Source organism: Butyricimonas hominis (genome assembly GCF_014287455.1).
GTDB classification, from domain to species: Bacteria; Bacteroidota; Bacteroidia; order Bacteroidales; family Marinifilaceae; genus Butyricimonas; species Butyricimonas muris.
Genome location: NZ_JACOOH010000006.1, coordinates 180,773 through 203,030 on the forward strand (window position 1 = coordinate 180,773; position 22,258 = coordinate 203,030).

At 43.2% G+C, this 22,258-nt stretch carries 20 protein-coding genes; 16 read left to right on the forward strand and 4 right to left on the reverse strand.

The window, feature by feature from the left end; translation table 11 throughout:
* Window positions 1–243 precede the first annotated feature (243 nt).
* Together ahpC and ahpF are read left to right on the forward strand one after the other, a co-directional pair.
* Window positions 244–810 carry an alkyl hydroperoxide reductase subunit C gene (ahpC, locus tag H8S64_RS14310; RefSeq protein WP_186976880.1) on the forward strand — a complete coding sequence of 189 codons (567 nt, stop codon included), beginning with the start codon at window positions 244–246 and terminating at the stop codon, window positions 808–810.
* A 58-nt stretch (window positions 811–868) separates the two neighbouring features.
* On the forward strand, window positions 869–2,422 hold the full coding sequence (ahpF, locus tag H8S64_RS14315; RefSeq protein ID WP_186976883.1) for an alkyl hydroperoxide reductase subunit F: 1,554 nt from the start codon (window positions 869–871) through the stop codon (window positions 2,420–2,422).
* A gap of 116 nt (window positions 2,423–2,538) precedes the next feature.
* Here the strand turns inward: ahpF and H8S64_RS14320 are convergent, their stop codons facing one another.
* Entirely contained in the window at window positions 2,539–3,642 is a 1,104-nt protein-coding gene (locus H8S64_RS14320) for an AI-2E family transporter (protein WP_186976885.1), read from the reverse strand.
* Between the two features lie 177 nt (window positions 3,643–3,819).
* Between H8S64_RS14320 and H8S64_RS14325 the strand changes: the two genes are divergently transcribed.
* The 13 genes from H8S64_RS14325 (at window position 3,820) to H8S64_RS14385 (ending at window position 17,850) form a co-directional block, all read left to right on the forward strand.
* Window positions 3,820–4,029, forward strand: coding sequence for a DUF4492 domain-containing protein (locus tag H8S64_RS14325; RefSeq protein WP_099290628.1), 210 nt, complete (start codon window positions 3,820–3,822; stop codon window positions 4,027–4,029).
* Window positions 4,030–4,033: 4 nt separating this feature from the next.
* Window positions 4,034–5,584 (forward strand): cytochrome ubiquinol oxidase subunit I, encoded by a 1,551-nt coding sequence (locus tag H8S64_RS14330; RefSeq protein ID WP_186976887.1) that lies wholly within the window; start codon window positions 4,034–4,036, stop codon window positions 5,582–5,584.
* Between the two features lie 104 nt (window positions 5,585–5,688).
* Window positions 5,689–6,807 carry a cytochrome d ubiquinol oxidase subunit II gene (gene cydB / locus H8S64_RS14335; RefSeq protein ID WP_186976889.1) on the forward strand — a complete coding sequence of 373 codons (1,119 nt, stop codon included), beginning with the start codon at window positions 5,689–5,691 and terminating at the stop codon, window positions 6,805–6,807.
* 348 nt (window positions 6,808–7,155) lie between these two features.
* The gene (locus H8S64_RS14340; RefSeq protein WP_186976891.1) at window positions 7,156–7,758 is read left to right on the forward strand and encodes an RNA polymerase sigma-70 factor; all 603 of its coding nucleotides are present in this window, start codon (window positions 7,156–7,158) and stop codon (window positions 7,756–7,758) included.
* A 287-nt stretch (window positions 7,759–8,045) separates the two neighbouring features.
* Complete coding sequence (locus tag H8S64_RS14345; RefSeq protein WP_186976893.1) at window positions 8,046–9,107, forward strand: FecR family protein; 1,062 nt, start codon at window positions 8,046–8,048, stop codon at window positions 9,105–9,107.
* Between the two features lie 69 nt (window positions 9,108–9,176).
* Window positions 9,177–12,725, forward strand: coding sequence for a SusC/RagA family TonB-linked outer membrane protein (locus tag H8S64_RS14350; protein WP_255469546.1), 3,549 nt, complete (start codon window positions 9,177–9,179; stop codon window positions 12,723–12,725).
* A gap of 12 nt (window positions 12,726–12,737) precedes the next feature.
* Window positions 12,738–14,273 carry a RagB/SusD family nutrient uptake outer membrane protein gene (locus tag H8S64_RS14355; RefSeq protein WP_186976895.1) on the forward strand — a complete coding sequence of 512 codons (1,536 nt, stop codon included), beginning with the start codon at window positions 12,738–12,740 and terminating at the stop codon, window positions 14,271–14,273.
* A 2-nt stretch (window positions 14,274–14,275) separates the two neighbouring features.
* The gene (locus H8S64_RS14360; protein WP_186976897.1) at window positions 14,276–15,184 is read left to right on the forward strand and encodes a hypothetical protein; all 909 of its coding nucleotides are present in this window, start codon (window positions 14,276–14,278) and stop codon (window positions 15,182–15,184) included.
* A gap of 25 nt (window positions 15,185–15,209) precedes the next feature.
* Window positions 15,210–15,914: a fibrobacter succinogenes major paralogous domain-containing protein gene (locus tag H8S64_RS14365; RefSeq protein ID WP_186976899.1), complete on the forward strand. Its 705-nt coding sequence runs from the start codon at window positions 15,210–15,212 to the stop codon at window positions 15,912–15,914.
* Window positions 15,915–15,937: 23 nt separating this feature from the next.
* Window positions 15,938–16,450, forward strand: a complete 513-nt coding sequence (locus H8S64_RS14370; RefSeq protein WP_186976901.1) for a redoxin domain-containing protein — start codon at window positions 15,938–15,940, stop codon at window positions 16,448–16,450.
* On the forward strand, window positions 16,447–16,992 hold the full coding sequence (locus tag H8S64_RS14375) for a TlpA family protein disulfide reductase (protein ID WP_186976903.1): 546 nt from the start codon (window positions 16,447–16,449) through the stop codon (window positions 16,990–16,992). The genes H8S64_RS14370 and H8S64_RS14375 overlap by 4 nt, the downstream gene beginning before the upstream one ends.
* A 24-nt stretch (window positions 16,993–17,016) precedes the next feature.
* A complete protein-coding gene (locus H8S64_RS14380) occupies window positions 17,017–17,568 on the forward strand; it encodes a TlpA family protein disulfide reductase (RefSeq protein WP_186976905.1) in 552 nt (183 codons plus the stop codon).
* A complete protein-coding gene (locus H8S64_RS14385; protein ID WP_099290640.1) occupies window positions 17,569–17,850 on the forward strand; it encodes a hypothetical protein in 282 nt (93 codons plus the stop codon).
* A 206-nt stretch (window positions 17,851–18,056) separates the two neighbouring features.
* On the opposite strand, the gene H8S64_RS14390 is transcribed toward H8S64_RS14385, so the two are convergent.
* The 3 genes from H8S64_RS14390 to H8S64_RS14400 all read right to left on the reverse strand — a co-directional run bounded on the left by H8S64_RS14390 (window position 18,057) and on the right by H8S64_RS14400 (window position 21,628).
* A complete protein-coding gene (locus tag H8S64_RS14390; RefSeq protein ID WP_186976907.1) occupies window positions 18,057–19,472 on the reverse strand; it encodes an amidophosphoribosyltransferase in 1,416 nt (471 codons plus the stop codon).
* Between the two features lie 11 nt (window positions 19,473–19,483).
* Window positions 19,484–21,136 (reverse strand): SulP family inorganic anion transporter, encoded by a 1,653-nt coding sequence (locus H8S64_RS14395; protein WP_099290642.1) that lies wholly within the window; start codon window positions 21,134–21,136, stop codon window positions 19,484–19,486.
* A gap of 138 nt (window positions 21,137–21,274) precedes the next feature.
* A complete protein-coding gene (locus H8S64_RS14400; protein WP_186976909.1) occupies window positions 21,275–21,628 on the reverse strand; it encodes a thioredoxin family protein in 354 nt (117 codons plus the stop codon).
* A gap of 200 nt (window positions 21,629–21,828) precedes the next feature.
* On the opposite strand from H8S64_RS14400, the gene H8S64_RS14405 reads away from it, so the two are divergent.
* The gene (locus H8S64_RS14405; protein WP_099290644.1) at window positions 21,829–22,197 is read left to right on the forward strand and encodes a YccF domain-containing protein; all 369 of its coding nucleotides are present in this window, start codon (window positions 21,829–21,831) and stop codon (window positions 22,195–22,197) included.
* Window positions 22,198–22,258: the final 61 nt, after the last annotated feature.

The window sequence follows — 22,258 nt, forward strand, 5'->3', positions numbered from 1 at the left end:
TGCAAATATAACAATTTCACGAAAAGTCAGGGATACTTTTACCGTTTTTTCGTGAAAAGTCAGATATAAAACCAAACATTTTTCGTGAAAAGTCAGGGATAAAACCACAAACAATCCTCCCTTTATTAATTCCCTCTATATATTTATAAAATAATTCAATGCGATTTGTTGTTTATATCAAGAAAAACTATATACCTTTGTATCGAGAAAACAAATTAATAACAATCATAAACACACTAAACAATGGAATCAATTATCAATTCACAAATTCCGGAATTCAAAGTTCAAGCTTTTCACAATGGAAATTTCAAAACTGTAAGCAGCGACGACGTAAAAGGGAAATGGGCTATTTTCTTCTTCTATCCCGCTGACTTTACTTTTGTATGCCCGACCGAACTGGTAGACGTGGCAGAGAAATACGAGCAATTCCAGAAAATGGGAGTAGAAGTTTATTCCGTGAGTACAGACTCACACTTCGTACACAAAGCATGGCACGATGCTTCTGAAAGTATTCGTAAAATCAACTACCCGATGCTTGCCGACCCGACCGGGGTATTGAGTCGCGCTTTCGGCGTAATGATTGAGGAAGAGGGAATGGCATACCGCGGAACTTTCGTGGTAAACCCGGAAGGGAAAATCAAAATTGCTGAAATCCACGACAACAATATCGGACGTAACGCGGACGAATTACTACGAAAAGTAGAAGCAGCTTTATTCGTGGCAGAACACCCGAATGAAGTATGCCCCGCGAAATGGAAAAAAGGTGCGACCACGCTAAAACCAAGCATCGATTTAGTCGGTAAAATTTAACAGAATCACGCGAAAGCCGACGAAACCACATCGTCGGCTTTTTTTAACAATGAATCACATGCTAGATACGACACTAAAGAACCAGCTAAAAACTATTTTCGAGGGATTGGAAGCAACATATACGTTTGATGTTATTGTTGCACCTCAACACGAGAGTCGCCAAGAACTCTTGGAAATATTAAACGACGTTAGCGAATGCTCCGATAAAATATCGTGTAAACTCACGGAAGGAGACGGGCTAGCGTTCACGCTCTTAAAGAACGAAGAAAAAACAGGTATAAAATTCCGGGGTGTTCCCAATGGACACGAGTTCACTTCTTTGTTGCTCGCCATCATGAATCTGGACGGCAAAGGCAAAAACTTCCCGGATGCAACCACCTGTAACAGGGTAAAAGCCTTGAAAGGCCCCATTCACTTGACAACCTACGTTTCACTGACTTGCACGAACTGCCCAGATGTCATTCAAGCTCTGAATACCATGACCACGTTGAACGACCAAATCACGCACGAGATGGTGGACGGAGCTATCAATCAGGCAGAAGTTGAGGCTTTAAATATACAAGGTGTACCTTCCGTGTTTGCCGACGGGAAATTGATTCATGTCGGACGGGGAGAATTCGGGGAATTATTGAGTAAACTGGAAAACCAATACGGTAGCAACGAGGACACGATTGATACCACAGAAAAATACTATGACGTGATTGTCGTCGGCGGAGGACCCGCGGGGGCAGCCGCAGCCATTTATTCGGCACGCAAGGGGCTGAATGTAGCTATCGTGGCTGAACGCGTAGGCGGGCAGGTAAAAGAAACCGTGGGTATCGAGAACCTGATATCCGTACCCGAAACAACCGGTAGCCTATTGGCCGAAAACATTAGAACACATATTCAACGCTACCCGATAGACCTGTTGGAACATCGCCGGATAGAGAAAGTTGAAATCGAGAAGAATCAGAAAATATTATCCACGGCAACAGGGGAGAAATTCATCGCTCCGGCAGTCATTATTGCCACGGGAGCAAGTTGGAGAAAATTAAACGTGGCGGGTGAGGCAGAATATACAGGTAGAGGCGTTGCCTTCTGTCCGCATTGCGACGGACCTTTCTATAAAGGTAAACAGGTAGCCGTTATCGGCGGGGGCAATTCGGGGATTGAAGCAGCAATTGATTTGGCGGGAATTTGTTCTAAAGTAACAGTTCTGGAATTCCTCGAGGAATTAAAAGCCGACCAAGTACTACAAGAAAAAGTAAAGAGCCTGTCGAACGTGGAAGTATTCACCAACTCGCAAACTTTGGGAATCATCGGGAATGGAGAAAAAGTAACCGGGATACAAGTGAAAGACCGCGAGACAGAAGAAAGTAGAGTAATCACCTTGGATGGGATATTCGTTCAAATCGGATTGGTTCCGAATAGTGGAGCGTTCCGTGAAGTAGTGGATACCAACCGTCCCGGAGAAATAGTGATTGACGCGCATTGCCGCACGAACATTCCGGGCATATACGCGGCAGGAGATGTATCTTCGGTACCTTACAAACAAATTATCATAGCTATGGGCGAAGGAGCGAAAGCCGCACTTTCCGCTTTTGAAGACCGTACGCGTGGGGTGCTGGATTAGTTTATAAAGTTTGTAAGGTTTATAAGGTTCATAAAGTCATAACGGCAACGAAAGTTGCCGTTAAATTCTGTCCGAAGAATACCTGTAACTTTATAAACTTTATAAACCTTATGAACTCATTCCAGACTCTTCGTGAGTGACTTCACGAGTTTATATTTATTAAAAAACTCCCTCAATATTACCCTCAATACGGTATAACCCGGAATGGCAAGAATCATTCCCGGAATCCCGGCCAAGTTTCCCGCGATTAATATCACCAGAAAAATTTCCATCGGGTGAGCATGCACGCTATTCCCGTAAATCAAGGGCTGCAAAATTACATTATCAATCAATTGCGTGATAATAAACACGATACTCATATAAATCAGTAAAGGAAATACCACCGTGTAGAAATCCACGTCCACGTTCGTGGCAATTCCCACTGAAAGCCCGAAGGCCGCACCGATAAGCGGTCCGATATACGGGATTACATTTGTTATTCCGGTCATCAACCCTATCAGCACGGCATTATTGAACGGCAACCCGATGATGGTCAGACCTATGATATTCAAACCCATGACAATCAACACCTCGAAAGTAATCCCTATAAAGTAACGAACCAGCAATTTCTGTATAGAATCAAGTGCTTTCCCCACTCCCTCGCCATAACGTGTTGGCACAACAGCCAACAACATCTTATAAAAAAGATTGCTGTCCTTCAAAAAGAAGAACGCCATAAACGTCACCGAAAAAAGGGCGATAAAAATACTGCTGATAGTCCCCGCCAAAGAGCCGAACAAATTTCTAATCTGTGTAACGTCCACCACGGATTTCAGATTCTTCACGATATACTCTTTTACATCCTGATTGGCATCTATAATCCCGAAATGTTTCAACCCCTCTTCCAAATCGGCCAAAGGGTCTTCCAGCTTGTTCACGATATTCGTGATACTGATATCGCTTAACGACTGAAATTCCTGACTAACCAACGGTATCACCGTGTAAAAGAAAAGAATACAGACAAACCATATACAAACTAAAGCAATCCCCGCCCTCAACCCGTTCGGTATGCGCTTACCTTTTATTTCAATCTTCCCCAGAAGATCGATAATCGGATGCCCGAAAAACGAGAGCACGACCGCCACCAGTATATAAGCGATAATCGAAGAAAAGTACCAACATAAAAATCCAACCGCCAACAGCGCCAATCCCCCCAAACAATATTTTCCTGCATTATTCATAATTCAATTTTACATTACCGGGTTAAAACTACCCCCACGTGTAGAAACAAAATTAGACAAATAAATTTATCCTATACACGCATAAGTATTATTTATGCAAAAAAAAATCGAACTTAGAAAAAACATTTATACCTTTGGTAACGTTCTTACATAGATAAACAATAAAAACTGCCGTGTATGTTAAAAAAGGCTTGGTATCTTTACTATGACGGATTTAAGAATATGCCCCGCTGGGGACGTACTCTTTGGCTTATCATCATTATTAAACTGAGTATCATGTTTTTGGTATTTAAACTCTGGTTGATGCCAAACTACCTCAACTCCCACTATGACAGTGCCGAGGCAAAAAGTGAGCACGTTTTCAAAGAATTAACAACAAAACCTTAACATTATGCTTCTCAATCTGACAACCACCACTCTAGTGGAGTGGTCACGATGGCAATTTGCCATGACAGCAATCTACCACTACATGTTTGTTCCCCTCACGCTGGGATTAGCCTTGATGCTCGCCGTCATGGAAACCATGTGGGTAAAGACAGGCGACGACAGTTGGCTGAAAGCCACCAAGTTCTGGATGAAATTATTCGGTATTAACTTCGCTATCGGGGTCGCCACCGGACTAATTCTCGAATTCCAGTTCGGGACGAACTGGTCGAATTACTCTTGGTTCGTGGGCGATATCTTCGGGGCTCCGTTGGCCATCGAGGGTATTATCGCGTTCTTCCTCGAATCCACGTTCGTGGCAGTGATGTTCTTCGGTTGGAACAAAGTCGGCAAACGCTTCCATCTCGTATCCACGTGGATGGTATTCGTCGGCGCGAACATCTCAGCCCTATGGATTCTTGTCGCCAACGCTTGGATGCAAAACCCCGTCGGCATGGAATTCAACCCGATTACCGCCCGTAACGAAATGGACGATTTTTGGGCAATACTGTTCTCGCCCACGGCAATCAGCAAATTCACTCACACGGTAACCTCCGCGTACACGCTTTCCGCCTGTTTCGTGGTAGGTGTCAGTTCATGGTTTATCCTCAAGAAAAGGCACCTCGAATTTGCCCGCAAGAGTATCATGCTTGCCTCGGTGTTCGGGTTAATCAGTATCATCTTAACCATTTACACGGGTGACAGCAGCGCGCAAGACGTAACCAAGACTCAACCCATGAAATTCGCCGCCATGGAAGGCTTGAATGAAGGTGGCAGAGGTGCCGCGTTCACCGTTATCGGACTCCCCGTAAACGACCCGTCCTTGCCGACAGATAGAATGAAGAAAATGGAATACGCCATCCATGTACCCAAAGTACTCTCGTTCCTCGGCTATCATGATTTTGACGCCTACATCCCGGGCATTCAGAATATTCTGGACGGCTACACGTCTCAATCCGGCGTAACCTATCCTTCTTTAGAACAACGCATGGCAAACGGTCGCACCGCGATTGATGCATTAAAGACTTACAAGCAAGCCATAAAAGAGAATAACCACACGATGGCCGACAGTACATTACAGATATTTAAAGCCAACTACTCCGATTTCGGGTATGGCTATCTTAATTCCCCCTACGACGCCATACCTCATATACCTTTGGTATTTTTCAGTTTCCGTATCATGGTAGGACTGGGAATGCTTTTTGTATTATTATTCGCCCTCTCTTTGTGGTACGCCAAGAAAAGAAAATTCGAGAAATTCAAGTTCATCCCCTACTTGGCATTATTCTGTGTTCCGATGGCATACGTCGCATCGCAATGCGGCTGGATAGTGGCTGAAGTAGGACGCCAACCGTGGGTGGTACAAGATTTAATGCCGACCAATGTTGCCGTGACAAAAATTGCATCGACTTGGGTTATGACCACATTCTGGATGTTCGCCGTACTCTTCACCGTCCTGCTCATCGCGGAACTGAAGATCATGTTCAACCAGATCAAGAAAGGACCCGAAAAAGATTGAGTGATTTATGATTTACGATTTAGTGATTCACTTTTTTCACTAAATCACAAAATCATTAAAATCACAAAATCATAAAATCTAAAATCGTAAATCATAAATCGTAAATGAATATGGAATTTCTTCAACATTACTGGTGGATATTGATATCGTTACTTGGCGGATTGCTGGTTTTCTTGCTTTTCGTGCAAGGTGGACAAACCTTACTATATACCATTGCCAAGACCGAAGACGAACGGAATGTTCTCGTCAACAGCTTGGGGCGCAAATGGGAATTTACATTCACGACATTAGTCGTGTTCGGCGGAGCATTCTTTGCAAGTTTCCCCCTGTTCTATTCAACGAGCTTCGGTGGAGCTTATCTGGCATGGATGGTCGTATTGTTCTGTTTCGTGATGCAAGCCGTTTCCTACGAGTACCGCCGGAAAGCCGGAAACTTACTCGGGGAACGTACTTATAATGTATTTCTGATTATCAATGGTGTGATTGGGACTATTTGTATCGGTGCCGTTGTCGGCTCTTTCTTCACGGGCAACCCGTTCAAATTAGGCGAGATGAACGACGTTACATGGATGAGCCCGTGGCGAGGCATAGAGGTATTATTCAATTTTGCCAACATCTGTCTGGGACTGGCTATTTTCTTTCTCGCCCGGACTTTGGCATCCCTCTATTTCATGAATAACATCAAGCATGATGCCATCTACGAGAGAAGTAAAAAGCAAGTCCTGTACAACTCGGTGCCTTTCGTCATTCTATTACTGGTATTCCTCGGCATCATACTGACCAGTAAAGGATACGCCATCATGGAAGATAAAAGCATCCAATTGGTTCAATACAAGTATTTTCACAATTTATTGGAAATGCCCTTGAATACTCTCATGTTGTTGCTCGGGGTTGTCGGAGTATTATTCGGTATCATCAAATCCATCATCACTCCTCACTGGAGAAAAGGGATATGGTTTTCCGGAATCGGTATCGTGCTTGCCGTTATCGCCCTGTTCATCGTGGCAGGATTCAACAACACGGCATTCTACCCCTCATACACCGACCTGAACTCTTCGCTGACTATCTATAACGCCTCATCTTCATACTACACGTTAAAGACCATGGCATACGTTTCTTTGGTTTCTCCCATCGTGATCGCATACATCTTCTACGCATGGAGAGCCCTTAACAAGAAACAAATTGATATCCAAGACGTACAGGAGGACCACCACGCGTACTAAAAGACTCAATAAAGGAGGTGTGTTTCGACACACCTCCGGTCCATAAAGTTCATAAAGTCGAGCCTTCGGCTCTTAAGGTCCATAAAGTCCATGATTTAATAGCGCGATAATATTCAGCGTAATGATGTATAAACCACCGCACTTTTGACCTTACGACCTTATTGACTTTCAGACTTTATAGACTAGAGGGCGTGTTTTGACACGCCCTCTTCCCCCCACACCTTAAACAGGTTTTCAATAACAACAAGGATTTTTATCGCCTATATTTATAAATGCAATTTATAAATTTCAAGACATTATATATATTTGCATTGTAAATAGATTGATAACAAAGTCCTCAAAAGATTCATGCACGGAAATACAGACCTTGATTATACTATATTAAAAGCTATCGTAGAAGGAGATTCAAAGTCTTTCGAGATACTATTTCGCAAGTATTATCAAGAATTGTGCAATTATAGTATGGGCATTTTGGGAGATGCCGAAAAAGCGGAAGATGTTGTACAGGATGCTTTTGTCTACCTGTGGGAAAATCGGCAAAGAATCAATATCACGATATCATTAAAATCTTACTTGTACCAATCCGTGCGAAACGGGGCTTTAAAAATCATACGAACACAAGTCCTAGAACAACGCCATATGCCTCGCTTGACCGAGTTTATAGAATACTTGGAAAAATCCGAATTTTCTGAAGACGAACTTGTCAAATTGCAAAAAATTGAACAGGCCATAGATGAACTACCTTCGCAATGCAAAAGTGTTTTTTTAATGAGTTTCATGGATAAAAAAAGCTACAAACAAATTGCAGAGGAATTGGAGATTTCATTGAACACGGTAAAAACACACGTCAGTAAAGCTTATCGTATCATTCGAGAAAAAACACAAAACTTCAAAAATCTCTCCTTGTTTATTTGGCTCTATTTTAGAAAGAACTGTAAAACAAGGCAATAATACACCGCAAAGGAAGTAAAACCTGTTTCTTTCAAATTCTTTCAAAAACGCTTTATAGACGCTCGGGAATGCTTGTAAAGCGTCTTAACAACGAGAGTAGAGCGTCTTTACTCTCTCTTTTATCACTTACTCGTTATCTTATTTATTAAAAATTAAGCATTTACCTATTCTTCCCTAGCACATTAATTCCACCATCGAATATATTTTTTCATTCCAGCTCATTTTTTTCATTTTTTCAATCACCCTTTTCGGGTAGTTGTGGACCTCGATGACATAAAAATAAAGCCATGAAAAACGAATTAGATTATCTGATACAAAGAGTGTGCAACTCGAAGAAAAAAAAGATATATGACGAGGATGCCGGCTGGAAGAAAGTACAAGCGAGAAGTTTTCACAAGAAAAGACATTCTATCTTCCTCTTGTGGTCGGGATACGCGGCATGTGCCTCAATTATCCTAGGTGGTATTCTACTCGTAAGCAACCTATTAGACCACCAAACCACCACATCTCTCGTGCAGAATGAATCACAACTGACTTCCCAAAAAACTAAAGTGGAATTAACCTTAGCCAACGGGAAAAGTGTTGATTTAGATGACGTAAATGATTTGCACGAAGAAGAATTAGGAATATCCATCACTCGGGATAGCGTCAATAACCAATTAACTTACCGAAGCAACGAAGTTTCAAGACCAGACTCTTTTGAAATTCGTTATAATCGTTTAGCCGTACCTAAAGGAGCTGATTTCTCGTTTGAATTGCCGGACGGTACTTTGGTCGCTGTCAATTCCGAATCCGTTTTACAATTCCCGGTACAATTTGCGTCAGACGACCGAACCGTGTACTTGGATGGAGAAGCTTATTTCGAGGTTACAAAAAACGAAAAAGCTCCATTTAGAGTCATCACCGGAAATCGACAAATCACCGTACTGGGGACAAAATTCAATATCAGTTCATATTCCGACGACCCGGATTGGAGCACCACATTGGTCGAGGGGAAAGTATCCGTATCGGATAACGGTAAATTGCACGTGTTACACCCGTCAGAACAATACATCGCGAACAATTCAACAGGTATAGCCGAAATAAAACGAGTGGACGTGAAATTACACACCTCTTGGTTACACGGAAAACTTCATTTCAAAGACTGCCGCATGGAAGATATTACCCGGAAATTGGAACGATGGTACGATTTCACTTTCATATATCAAGATGAAGATTGCAAAGATTTGAAATTCAGAGGCGTCATTGACAAAGACCGTTCTCTAAAAGAAACCCTATTTCTTCTGGAAGAAACCAAAGTCATTCGCTTTGAAATAAAAGATAATGTTATCACCATCCGTAAACGGTAACCTAGTCATAAATAACCGACAAGAAAGAGTGCAATATATATATTTATTCATTTAAACAGTAATAGATTAATGAAAAAAAAGTATCTCAAAACAGCTATGGCTATAGTGGTAGTACTTCTATGCATACTCCCGCTACAAGCGAGTACGCTCTCTCCAAGCGACAAGCTAAATTTCAAAAGCCAACAAATGACTGTTGAACAAGTTTTCGATGAAATTTCAACACAATTAAAATGTGACGTATTCTATAACGAAAACCAGTTCGACGCACAGAAAATGGTACATCTGCCGCGTTTGCAAATGACGCTGGACGAAACATTGCAATTCATTTTAGCAGACAAATATTCCTACACGCTGGAAAAAAACTCAATAGTGATTGCCGCCCGTCCTTCCGTTACAAGTAAGAAAATAACCGGAACGGTAAAGGATGAAAAGGGAGAACCATTACCGGGGGTGACTATTTTAGTAAAAGGAACAACAACCGGAGCCGCCACAGACGCGAATGGGAATTATTCGCTAGTAGTTCCGAAATTAGGCGTGCAACTCATTTTCTCGTTTATCGGGATGGAAACCCAAGAAATCACAGCCACCAAAGAGGTAACGAATGTCGTGATGAAAATGGATGTAAACGAGATGGATGAGGTTGTCATCACCGGTTACCAAGTAATCGACAAGAAAAAACTGACCAGCGCTATCTCGAGCGTGAAAGCCAAGGACGTGATGATTGCCGGAGCCATGTCTATCGACCAAATGCTCCAAGGACGCGTGCCGGACATGATGATGATGACCAACTCCGGAGAAGTCGGTGTCGTTCCGAAGATTCGTATCAGGGGAACCTCCACGCTCGTGGGTAACCGCGAACCGCTATGGGTAGTGGATGGAATCATCGTGCAAGACCCGGTGCCCATTGCCCCGGAAGAGTTGAACGACCCGGATTATATCAACCGCATCGGTAACGCTATCGCCGGACTGAATCCCCGGGATATCGACCGTATCGACATATTGAAAGATGCTTCCGCCACGGCTATCTACGGGGTGAAAGCGGCAAACGGGGTAATCGTGATTACCACGAAAAAAGGTCAAGTAGGACGTCCCGTGGTAAGCTACGATTTCTCTGCCACCTATCGTCGCCGTCCCCGGTACACGGACCGCAATATTCATTTGATGAACTCCAAGCAACGGGTAGAATTCTCTAAAGACTTGGTAGAAAAACACCATGTATATTCCACGGACGTTAATTTAATCGGATACGAGGGACTCGTGAACAATTTATACAACGGCACCATCACCCACGACCAATTCACGAGCGAGGTAGCCAAACTGGAAAACATGAATACCGACTGGTTTGATTTATTAACCGAAGATGCATTTTCCCACCAGCACACGGTCAGCATCTCCGGCGGAAGCGAGGAAATCCGTTATTACTCGTCCATCGGGTACGCCATCGACAACGATGTCATAAAAGGAAATAACAACGAACGCTACACCGCCGCTTTGAACGTGGATGCCACCATATCACCCAAAGTGACAGCCAGCCTTAACTTAAACGCGAATGTCGGAAAACGGGAATATAGCGAAGAGAGTATTAATCCCATCGACTACGCTTACACCACGAGCCGTGCTATCCCAGCCTTAGACAATCAAGGAAGGTATATCTATTACAAGCGTCAATATGCTTATCAACAATTGTATAACTACAATATCCTGAACGAACTGGATAATAGCTATTCCCAACAGGATAACTCGGCCATCACGTTGACGGCAAACTTACGCTACAAAGCAACCAACTGGCTGTCATTCCAAGCCATATTCTCTTACTCTACTTCCAACACGGAACAGGAGAGTTACTTGGGTGAACAAACTTGGTACGCGGCTTCCTTGCGCAAATCGGAATACGGAGAAATTTCCAGTAAAGATCCTAATGTTATGAATCAAATGCCTTACGGGGGAGAATTAAAAAAAGCATACACGCGCAATAACTCTTACACGGGACGTTTGCAAGCAGACATTAGTAAATATTTCGGGACTGACGACCAACACAATATCACCGCCAACTTAGGATACGAGGTCAGTTCCTCCAAATATGCAGGATTCGAGCGCACGGACAGGGGTTATTACAATGATAGAGGAAAACAATTTACAGCCATAAATTTAGACGACTTCACGCATTACAAGTCATGGCTGCAAAACAACTTGCCAAGCGTGTCAGACAATCTAACAAACATGATTTCCGGATATCTCTCCGTATCATACAGCTACAAGAATTATTTCACGTTAAATGCCAACACGCGTATTGATGGCTCCAATCAATTCGGAAGCAGAAGCAATGAAAAATTACTTCCCGTGTGGTCAGTTTCCGGTTCTTACAATATTTCAGAACACACCAATATGGACAACCCGTGGGTCAGCAACTTGGCCTTACGACTTTCTTACGGTTACCAAGGAAACATGCTGAGCGGTCAATCCCCGGAAATGATTCTAAAGAAACTGCCCTTCAACACGCATTACAATGAATTAGAATCGAACGTATCAATTTATCCCAACCCGGACTTACGTTGGGAACGCACAAGTTCTTTCAATGTCGGTTTAGACTTTGCTCTATTCAAAAATGCCGTCCAAATGAATGCTTCCTATTATTACAAGCACACGAAAGATGCCTTTTTGACCAAAAAGATTTCAAGCGTGAACGGACGCGGCGAATACGTGATTAATTCCGGTACCATTGACAACCAAGGATTCAGCATTGATGCCACGGTAAGCCCTATTTCCAACGACAATTTCCGATGGACACTCTCGGCTTCCTACTCTAAAGTGTATAATGAAATGAACACCCTGCCGGGAGATAATGAATACGAATTGGACGACTTCTTAACCGGTAATGCCTTGACGAAAGGTCACGCGGTAGGAACTTTCTGGTCATACAAATTCATCGGTTTGAACCCGCGTAACGGAGGACCTGTTTTCGATGATATGCAAGACCGTAAACAAGAACTCGTGGGCTTAAATAAATACGACACGTACACGATGGTATTGACGCCTTCCGGACAACGGGACCCGCAAGTACAAGGTAGTCTAACAAATACATTGCGCTACAAGAGTTTCCGCCTGAGCTTTATCCTCAATTACAGTTTAGGCTCCAAGATCAGGTTATTCGGTTTATATCCCGAAGGTTTGAATTTCGACCCGGAAAGAAATGTGAATTATGAAATGGTTGACCGTTGGCGTACCCCGGGTGATGAAAAACACACGAATATCCCGAATATCATTAACGGTTCTGACGCGGAAAGTCGAGCATACGCGCAACATTGGTCATTGGGCCTACAAGATCAAAACATTCAGATCATTGCTGAAAATGCATGGACCATGTATGACAATTCGGATCATCGGGTAGTGAGCGGCAACTATTTAAAATGCTCGAACATGAGTTTCACCTATGATTTCCCGATAGAGAAATTAGAGAAGTGGGGAATATCCATGCTCTCCGCCTCGTTATCCACGACCAACTTATTTGACATCAAATCAAAGAAATTGAAAGGACAAACTCCTATCCAGAGCGGATTCTCTGAAACACAATTGTCAGAACGTCCGACTTGGTCATTAAGTCTTAGTGTTTCATTTTAAAAAAAGTAGATTATGAAATATATTTATTTAACAGGTTTGCTTTGGTTACTATTCACTTCCTGTTCGGATTTTTTGAAAGAGTATTCATTGGACCAAGCTTACGTGCGAGGTTACTCGGATTTGGACGAATTATTGATCGGGGAAACTTACATGGCAACCGAATATTATGACATGAATTTAGACAAGGTTTATTACCCGTACATCCATATGATGGCAGATGAAACCCAAGAAAATACCGAAAGCGTTAATTGGCAAACCAGTTATTCCTTATTCCAAAAACAATTTTTCGGATACATTACTTGGCAATACCGGATCGGATTAAACCCGGATAAATTGACGACAAAAGCAGAAGATACAGACTGGAACAAATTATATAAACATATCAACACTGCCAACATGATACTTTTCGAGATTGATAAACAATCCGCGGAAACCGACGAGGACAAACAAGCCGTGGCACGTATTCGCGGAGAAGCCTATTTCTTGCGGGCAGCTTACTATTTCACGCTCGTGAACTTGTACGGACAACCGTATCAGCCTGCCAATGCGGCAACCGCTTTAGGGGTGCCCGTGAAAACCAGTCCCGTGATTGAAGATAAAATGTTCCCTCGTGAATCATTGGCAACCGTGTATTCCCTAATCATTCAAGATTTGGAACAAGCGGCAACTAACTTGGAAGGCATCGCCCGCAAATCCATCTACCGGGCTAACCTGACAGCCGTACGCCTGTTGCAAAGCCGGGTATATCTTTATATGCAAAACTGGGCAGAAGCCGCCAAATACGCTCAATTATGTCTGGATTTACAATCGGATTTAATTGATTTGAACACATTTGACGGTTCAAAAGCTTTTGCCGAGGCAAGCTCCCCCGAAACCATCTTTTCCATGGGAGGAAATGGTATACAAGCAATAATTACAACCGCACAAAAAGGACTTAGCGCCTCTGAAGATTTGAAAGCATGCTATAAAGAGGGTGACTTGCGTAAAGAACATTTTGTTTGCAACAATGAAGAAAATTGGAGTGACTTATATTGGTATTGTAACAAATACGTGAGAAAGGAAAACCAATACACGGCCAATGTATCGGATAATTTCTTGTTCAGAACCGCTGAGGCTTGGTTGAATTTAGCAGAAGCATACGCATGCATGGGAGGGAACAACGAAACTGCAGCCCGCGAGGCTTTAGACCACTTGCGTGAACACCGCGTTGAAATGAATTCATTCGACGCAACAACTTTGTCCGGCGAGGACTTGATAGAAGAAATTCGTATCGAAAGACGGCGGGAATTATGCTTCGAGGGACATCGCTGGTTTGACCTTCGCCGATACACCGTGAGCGAGAAAAAACCTTTCACCGGAGCCATTCGTAACACCTACACGGAATGGGGTGACTGGAAGACTCAATCAACGATGTACACGTATGAACTCAAAGCCGGCGACCCGTCGTGGACACTACAAATTCCTTATGAGGTAATTCAGTTCGAAGAATTGACTCCTAACCCAAGAAACGAAAGAACCCATATATCCATAAACCAATTTTATCTATAATCATGAAAAAGTTACAAACATATATCCTTTACGGAATTATCTTGTTAAGCTGTTTTTCGTGCGAAAAAGAAGATAGCCTGCAACCTAACGCCCCGCTCCCGAACTTATTCGCCCCGGCAGAAGGAGCCACAGACCCCACGTCGGAATTACGTCGAAAATTTCACGAGGAAACAGGATGTTATCTATTATTCACGGACACGCTGAAACATGAATATATCGGCACTGATGTGTATGGTAATCCATTATATAACACAGAATTAATAGACTTATCGTATGGTGTAAACAGTTCTGCAGAATGGGTATTCTCATTCACGAATCTATCGGGTTACGAAAAACAAAAAGAGGCTGTTGAATTAGTCAAAAAATATATTTTACCAGTCTTGAACAAGAACTATTATCCCTATTCTTTCTTGTTGATAGATAACCTCACCTCCTACACGTATTGGATTGAAGAAGGAGATACCGATGGCTTCTGGGATTCAGGAGCAGAACAAGACTTCTATTTCGGTCCCCGGGCTTTAGCGATTTCGATATCGCTGTTACAGGAAGAACCGGAAGAATTTGCCCAAAAAATAGTCAAATCCACCCTAAACCAATATTTGACAGGAGATAAATTACAAGAATTCTACGCTCCCGGCAAAGAGTATTATGGCAAATATTTCTATGATTACCAGTATGACTTCTGGAGTGAGGAAGAGTTTATTATGGCAACAGGAATTTTATCCTTTTATTATGACGGGTACGAATTTTTTGAAGTGGATAGTATGGATTCTGATTTAGATATATATCTAACGGCTATTCTCGAGGGATCCGAAGAAGACTTTAAAGCCGAGTATGGCGACTACCCCTTGGTAATTAAAAAGTATGATATGCTCAAACAACTTTTGATTGAAGGTGGTTTCAATTTTTAAATTAAACATTTATACAAAGACATATATGAAAAGACGATTTATAGCCATTGTCATCGGTTTATTGACCTTAAGCTGGGCTTGCTCGGACGATGACGATAATCAAATACCGGTAATCGAACCGGAAGCACAGGGAGTGTTCAAAGGCGTAGTCGAGTATGAAGACGAGGAATTAGAAATTGAATTCCCGTGGGTACGCTACGGCAATTTGGAGTGGATGACAACTAACTTGAATATCGACATCAGTGTAGACCGATGGTCGACGTCAAACGGATGCGAAATAAGTCATGACCCCGACAGAAATCCCATTGATATGGAAATCGAGAAAAAACAAAATTACGAAACATTCGGGTGCCTTTATACCTACGAAAAAGCATCCATCCTCTGTCCGGAAGGCTGGCGCATCCCGACGGATGAAGACTGGCAATCATTGGAAAAAGCAATGGGAATGTCAAATACCGATTTAAACGCAACCGATTGGAGAGGAAATCCAGTCGGTACACTATTACAAGAAGAAGGCTCCATGATAAACCTGCGTACCGGAGGCATGGGAGATAATGACGGTTTTTATTTCACTTATGTATATGGCTTTTACTGGACGGCAACCCCGGAAGCAGAAGAGAGCAATCTCCATTATTGCCGCCAGATAAGTTACAATTCCGGTAAAATAGCACGGCTCACTATCGATAAAGGTAAAATGCTTTCCGTACGCTTTGTACGGGATGCTAAATAACAAACAAATAAATGAATACTAGAATGATGAAAATTTGGTTATTACTTGTTGGGCTACTATTTGCAGCCCTATGCTCCGCCCAAGAACAAGAAAGTATTGATGATTTGCGTCCCCCAACTCTTTTGGGAAAAATGGCTCCGGAGTACCCTGTACAAAAATGGATCAACCGAGAGAGCAAAAAGAGTGACAAAAAATTAACATTACTATATTTTTGGTCTACCTCTAGCCCGAAAGCCGCTTACATTGACATTCCTCGTTTCAACAAATTCGCAAAAGAATTTGGGGATAAATTGAATATTATCGGTTTATCGAATGATGCACCCGAATTCATTTCAGACATCGAACCGGCATTAGAATTTCCTTACGCTTACGCCCCGGAAGCCGTGAAGAACTTCAAAATCAAAATCCCCGGCTACTGTTACATTATCGATCCCCGGGGAAAAGTGATTTATGAAGGTTTCCCCTTGCTGGAAGGAGAAACCATCACGGAGAAATTTTTGAAAAAATTAATCAAAAAACACTATAAGAAAAAATGAGAAAAATACTTATCACCAGCTTATTGCTGTGTCTATTCAGCTTCGGGATTCAAGCACAATGGAAACGCCAACCGTCCTTTAAAGGACAACGTTTTCCAGACTTCACCGTGAAAGAGTGGATTAGTAAACAACCGAAATTAAAAGGGAAATTCATACTCGTCGATTTTTGGTGTATCGAGGCTTATCCCGTAACACACCGCACGGTTCCCTACCAGAATCAACTGGCTAAAAAATACAAAAAACAACTTCAAGTAATCGGGTTAACCTATGATGAAGCGAACCTCGTGAAATTAATGGTCGAACCGTACATCCAATATTATAGCGGTATTGTCGATTGGGACACAATTAACGACATCTTTAAACTCGAAGGCTTGCCCACGAGTTACTTGATTGACCCGGAAGGAACCGTTGTATGGGAAGGCTATGTGCTCAAAGAAGGTCAAGGGGAAAAGAATATATTCAACTTGACAGAGGAGAAACTGGAACAATTCTTCAAAGACTATCAACAGAAGAAAAAGTCACGCAAATCCAAGAAATCATAATTCATTATTTATAAAGATTTAAACATGAAAAAATTATTACTATTTTTATCCGCCTTTTTCGCTATCACATCCTCTTTTTCCCAAGAGAATGAGGAATTTGACTGGGATAAACCTATGTTAGGAAAAAAAGCTCCCGCATTACAAGTCAAAGAATGGTTAACCGAAAAGCCCGATACAACGGGCAAATTCATCATTCTTGACTTTTGGTCTACCGGTTGCGGTCCCTGCGTGAAGTTTACCCCACACATGAATGAATTCGCCAAAATATTCAAAAAAGAGGCTGTTTTCATTGCCATCGCTTTACAGTCTAAAGCTAGCTTGGAAAAAGGAGTCAAACAAATTGAAAAAATAAAAAAAGAAAGGAATGAAAAATACACGCCTATAGAATTTTATCAAGCCACTGACCCCAAGTGCGAACTCTTCGGTCGATATGGAGGTGAAAGTATTCCCATGGTAATCATCATAGACCCGGAAGGAATTGTACGCTGGCAAGGCAATCCCCACGGGGAAAATGGTGAAGGAGCACTGACAGAAAAAGTGATTAAAGAAATCATCGCTAAATACAAGAAAAAATAAATGGAACTCACGGTTGAAAATTTCGAAGAAGCACGGCAAATATGCATACAGGCTGTTTTGGAAGCAATGAAAACTCTGGCGTACGATGCCTATATCGGGGGAGAAGGCAGTGAAGACGGAATATACGTTGCCGGCGTGAACGAGCATGACAGAATCCTTTATATCACTCATTTTGATTGGGAAGAAGTTTCCGAAATATTACCCGCAATCGAAGCCGGGGAAGTAAGGGAATGGCTCATCGAAATAAATAAAGAATGTTATTCCGATGGAATAATCAAATAGAAAAGAGGGTGTTTTGACACACCCTCTCGTCCATAAGGTCTGAAAGTCCATAATGTCGTAAGGTCAAACGCTCGGGTGGTTTATACATCATTACGCTAAATATTATCGCATCATTAAATCATGGACTTTATGGACCTTAGGAGCCGAAAGCTCGACTTTATGGACTTTATAGACTAGAGGTGTGTTTGACACACCTCCCCTTTATCTTACATATAAGAAGAATTATCCCAACAATGCGTGCAAAGCTCCTCCTTCGGCAACCCGATAGCCTTCACGATATCCTCCAAGCGTTGGAATTTCAGCGAATCCAATTGCAAATGCTGAGCCATCACCTCCAGCATCTTCTTGTACTTCTCAGAATCGGGGTCCGTGTACGGTTTTAAAATCTCTTCCGTCAAATCGGAAGTACCCTCTAAATCCCGAATCACCCGACGGGTAAACAAATCAAAATTCGAACGGGAAGAAGAGAAATTCAAAAACACGCAAGGGTACACCAACGGCGGGCAAGCAATACGCATATGCACTTCCTTCACCCCGCATTCCCGCAATTTCACCACGTTATCCTTCAACTGCGTACCCCGGACAATCGAATCATCCAAGAATAAAATCTTCGCATCACGAGTGAACGCCTCGTTCGGCAACAGTTTCATTTTCGCCACCAAATCACGCATCGCTTGATTTTGTGGCATGAAACTACGCGGCCACGTGGGCGTGTACTTCACGAAAGGTCGTTTATACGGGATATGACGGGCATTGGAATAACCGATAGCGTGTCCCACGCCCGAATCCGGAATCCCGGCAGCGTAATCCACCTCCACGTCGTCATTTGCGGCAATAGCCGCACCGCAACGGTAACGGGCATCCTCCACGTTTATCCCCTCGTAATAAGAGGACGGGTAACCGTAATACACCCACAAAAAGGAACAAATCTGTTTCTTGCACCCCGGTGCGGTAATCTGCGTAATCCCGTCGCGAGTGATATGCAAAGCCTCCCGCGGTCCCAAATCACGCACGATAGAATACCCGAGATTCGTGAACGATGAACTTTCGCTTGCCACCACATACCCGAATTCATTTTTCCCCAACACGATGGGCGTCCTGCCATATTTATCGCGAGCGGCATAAATTCCGGTTTCCGTCAATACCAAAAAAGAACACGACCCCTTGACCGTATTGTACACGTTCTCGATACCTTCTCTAAAAGTATTACCGGAATTAATCAACATAGCGACCGCCTCTGTCGGGTTCACCGTGGAACTGGACAACTCGGCAAAATGCTTTCGCTCTTCCAAAAAACGAGCCACTATCTCGTCCAAATTATCCAAACGCCCCACGACCACAACCGCGAAACGTCCCAAATGCGAGGTCACCGTGATGGGCTGCGACTCCATATCGCTGATAATCCCGATTCCCAACGTAGAACCCGAAAACCTGTCCAACTCCGGCTCGAACTTATTCCGGAAATAAGCACTTTCCAAACTATGGATAGAACGATTAAAATCCACCCCGTTATAAAAAGCCATACCGGCACGCTTCGTTCCCAAGTGAGAATGGTAATCCGTACCATAAAACACATCTGCTACACAATCCTTACGAGATACACAGCCAAAAAATCCGCTCATATATTATCTTTTTAATTATTCTCGACCATCTCCTTTGCCGCACTCAAAGCCATATCGAACTTCGGGTAAATATTCCCGACCCCGACAAGTTCGCCGATTCCGCCTTTCAACAAATCTTTCTTCACCGGTTCACTTACTCCCGACAACACGATTCTCGTGTTCTCCTTTGTCAACTGGAGAATGGTTTCTTTCAGGTTTTTCAGCCCGGTGGAATCCACGAACGGCACGTGCCGCATACGGATAATCAACACACTATAATTCACGCCCAAGTTACGAATTGTTTCGCAATAAGTCTTAGCCGAACCGAAGAAAAACGGCCCGCTAATCTCGTATATACCCAAACCTTTCGGCAAATCCTTGTAATTCTCGGAGATATCCTGGTCCAGATTGGTAGCCCCGGTAATCTCTTTCGGCGCATTATCCGCCATACGCTTCATGAACAAAAGTGCCGCCAGCACAACCCCTATCTCGATAGCCACGGTCAAATCGACCAACACGGTCAAGAAGAACGTCACCAGTAAAATCACCACGTCGAACACCGAAGCCCGCAATATGGAACGGAACGACCGCCATTCACTCATGTTATAAGAAACCACGATTAAAATACCCGCCAAACAGGACATGGGAATCAAAGAAGCCCATTTCCCGAAAAACAACATAATCAACAACAGAACCACGGCATGCGTCATTCCCGCCACCGGGGTACGCCCCCCGTTTTTCACGTTAGTTGCCGTACGGGCAATAGCTCCCGTGGCAGGGATTCCCCCGAACAAAGGAGAGGCTATATTGGCAATACCTTGCGCTATCAACTCCGTGTTGGAACGATGACGACCACTAATCATACCATCAGCCACCACGGCGGACAGCAACGACTCAATCGAGCCCAGTATGGCAATCGTCAGTGCCGGTTGCAGGTAATAAGACAAATTCCCCCAATCTATCGTCGGAAAAGTCGGAGCGAAATTACACTTAATCTCCCCGAACAACGACCCGATAGTCGTCACCGAGTTCTCCGGCAAAAACATAGCAAGAGGAGTAATAACCAATATCGCCACGAAAGAACCCGGAACCCGTGATGTAATCTTCGGCATATACACGGTAATCAATATTGTCACGACCGTGATTCCCACGGCATACCAATTCACCGTGTTGATATTACTGAAATAAGCTCCCCATTTCCCGATAAAACTACTCGGTAAATCCGCAATCGTCAACCCCAAGGCGTTGGATATCTGCGTCGAGAAAATCACCAAAGCGATTCCTGAAGTAAAACCGACAATCAAGGGATGCGGAATAAATTTCAGCAACGTACCCAACCGTAACAACCCGAATCCAATCATAATCACCCCCGCCAATATCGTGGCGATAATCATACCGTCAATCCCGTACTGTTGGATAATCCCGTAAACAATAACAATAAAAGCACCCGTGGGACCACCGATTTGTACCCGGCTTCCTCCCAGCAACGAAATCAAAAAACCGGCAACGATAGCCGTTATAATACCTTTCTCCGGAGATACCCCGGAAGCCACGGCAAACGCAATTGCCAACGGAATCGCCACGATTCCCACTACTACTCCCGCGAGAATATCCTTAGAAAGATTCTTCTTCACGGTACCATCTTTAATTAAACCGAACAGCTTCGGACTGAACACCTTTTCCATAATGCTACCTTGTTAAAAACAAGCCGCAAAGGTAATAATATAAATGGTAAAATGAAAAAACGTGAAAATGAAAAACATTCCCGCAGGCTCTGCACAGTCAAACAGCCTGTAACCTGCCAACTTGCCGAAGGCAAACGCCTACACGTTAAAAACTTCCCTCACGTACTTCTTCAATTCCCCTTTCGACAGAGCCCCCCGTCCCAATTGCGGCTGCCCCAGCATGGGCACGAACAGCAAGGTAGGAATACTATGTACCCGAAACGCCCGTGCCAGTTCCCGTTCCACTTCACTATCCACCTTATAAATATCAATCTTCCCCTCGTACTCCCGCTTCAACTCCTCCAGAATCGGGGCAATGGTCTTACACGTACCGCTCCAGTTCGCGTAAAAATCTATCAATGCAGGACGCTCCCCCTCAAACTTATACCTCCCGCCATCTTGGTAGTCAAACACTTTCTGTTTAAAGCTATCTTTGGTCAAATGCTCGATCATATAATCAGTTTATAAAGTTCATAAAGTCCATAAAGTTTATAAAGTTCTTTCCGGAAAACATTTGTTTGGTAGCTCATCCACTTTATGAACCTTACAAACCTTATGAACCTTATAAACTCCATATTCTTACGACATTATTTTCCTTTTTGTTTTCTTTATCGTATCTTTGGTGAGGCTATTTAAATATTAATACAATAAACATGAAAATCTTAGGAAATATTATCTGGGTAGTCTTCGGCGGACTATTCATCGCCATTGAATACTTCGTTTCCAGCGTGGGACTATTCATCACTATTATAGGTATCCCTTTCGGGTTGCAAACCTTAAAACTCGGCGTGTTGGCACTATGGCCGTTCGGCAGCAAGGTTGTTGATATTCCACAAAGCAGCGGTTGTCTGTCCTTTTTGATGAATGTCATCTGGTTCTTTATCGGCGGGATATGGATATTCCTGTCGCACATACTCTTCGGGGTAATCTTCTGCATCACCATCATCGGCATCCCCTTCGGCATGCAGCATTTTAAACTCGCCGGACTAGCCCTGACACCTTTCGGTCACGACGTGGAATAAGAAAAGCGGACCACATCCCTAAGGTCCGCTCATCTAAAAATGTCGCCAAGCGACAGGGATT

Coding starts and splice junctions, on each gene's coding strand:
- H8S64_RS14380 (WP_186976905.1), top strand. CDS start 17,017: ATGAAAAAATTATTACTATTTTTATCCGCCTTTTTCGCTATCACATCC.
- ahpF (WP_186976883.1), top strand. CDS start 869: ATGCTAGATACGACACTAAAGAACCAGCTAAAAACTATTTTCGAGGGA.
- H8S64_RS14360 (WP_186976897.1), top strand. CDS start 14,276: ATGAAAAAGTTACAAACATATATCCTTTACGGAATTATCTTGTTAAGC.
- H8S64_RS14385 (WP_099290640.1), top strand. CDS start 17,569: ATGGAACTCACGGTTGAAAATTTCGAAGAAGCACGGCAAATATGCATA.
- H8S64_RS14370 (WP_186976901.1), top strand. CDS start 15,938: ATGATGAAAATTTGGTTATTACTTGTTGGGCTACTATTTGCAGCCCTA.
- H8S64_RS14320 (WP_186976885.1), bottom strand. CDS start 3,642: ATGAATAATGCAGGAAAATATTGTTTGGGGGGATTGGCGCTGTTGGCG.
- H8S64_RS14325 (WP_099290628.1), top strand. CDS start 3,820: ATGTTAAAAAAGGCTTGGTATCTTTACTATGACGGATTTAAGAATATG.
- H8S64_RS14395 (WP_099290642.1), bottom strand. CDS start 21,136: ATGGAAAAGGTGTTCAGTCCGAAGCTGTTCGGTTTAATTAAAGATGGT.
- ahpC (WP_186976880.1), top strand. CDS start 244: ATGGAATCAATTATCAATTCACAAATTCCGGAATTCAAAGTTCAAGCT.
- H8S64_RS14405 (WP_099290644.1), top strand. CDS start 21,829: ATGAAAATCTTAGGAAATATTATCTGGGTAGTCTTCGGCGGACTATTC.
- H8S64_RS14365 (WP_186976899.1), top strand. CDS start 15,210: ATGAAAAGACGATTTATAGCCATTGTCATCGGTTTATTGACCTTAAGC.
- H8S64_RS14350 (WP_255469546.1), top strand. CDS start 9,177: ATGAAAAAAAAGTATCTCAAAACAGCTATGGCTATAGTGGTAGTACTT.
- H8S64_RS14400 (WP_186976909.1), bottom strand. CDS start 21,628: ATGATCGAGCATTTGACCAAAGATAGCTTTAAACAGAAAGTGTTTGAC.
- H8S64_RS14375 (WP_186976903.1), top strand. CDS start 16,447: ATGAGAAAAATACTTATCACCAGCTTATTGCTGTGTCTATTCAGCTTC.
- cydB (WP_186976889.1), top strand. CDS start 5,689: ATGAATATGGAATTTCTTCAACATTACTGGTGGATATTGATATCGTTA.
- H8S64_RS14390 (WP_186976907.1), bottom strand. CDS start 19,472: ATGAGCGGATTTTTTGGCTGTGTATCTCGTAAGGATTGTGTAGCAGAT.
- H8S64_RS14340 (WP_186976891.1), top strand. CDS start 7,156: ATGCACGGAAATACAGACCTTGATTATACTATATTAAAAGCTATCGTA.
- H8S64_RS14330 (WP_186976887.1), top strand. CDS start 4,034: ATGCTTCTCAATCTGACAACCACCACTCTAGTGGAGTGGTCACGATGG.
- H8S64_RS14345 (WP_186976893.1), top strand. CDS start 8,046: ATGAAAAACGAATTAGATTATCTGATACAAAGAGTGTGCAACTCGAAG.
- H8S64_RS14355 (WP_186976895.1), top strand. CDS start 12,738: ATGAAATATATTTATTTAACAGGTTTGCTTTGGTTACTATTCACTTCC.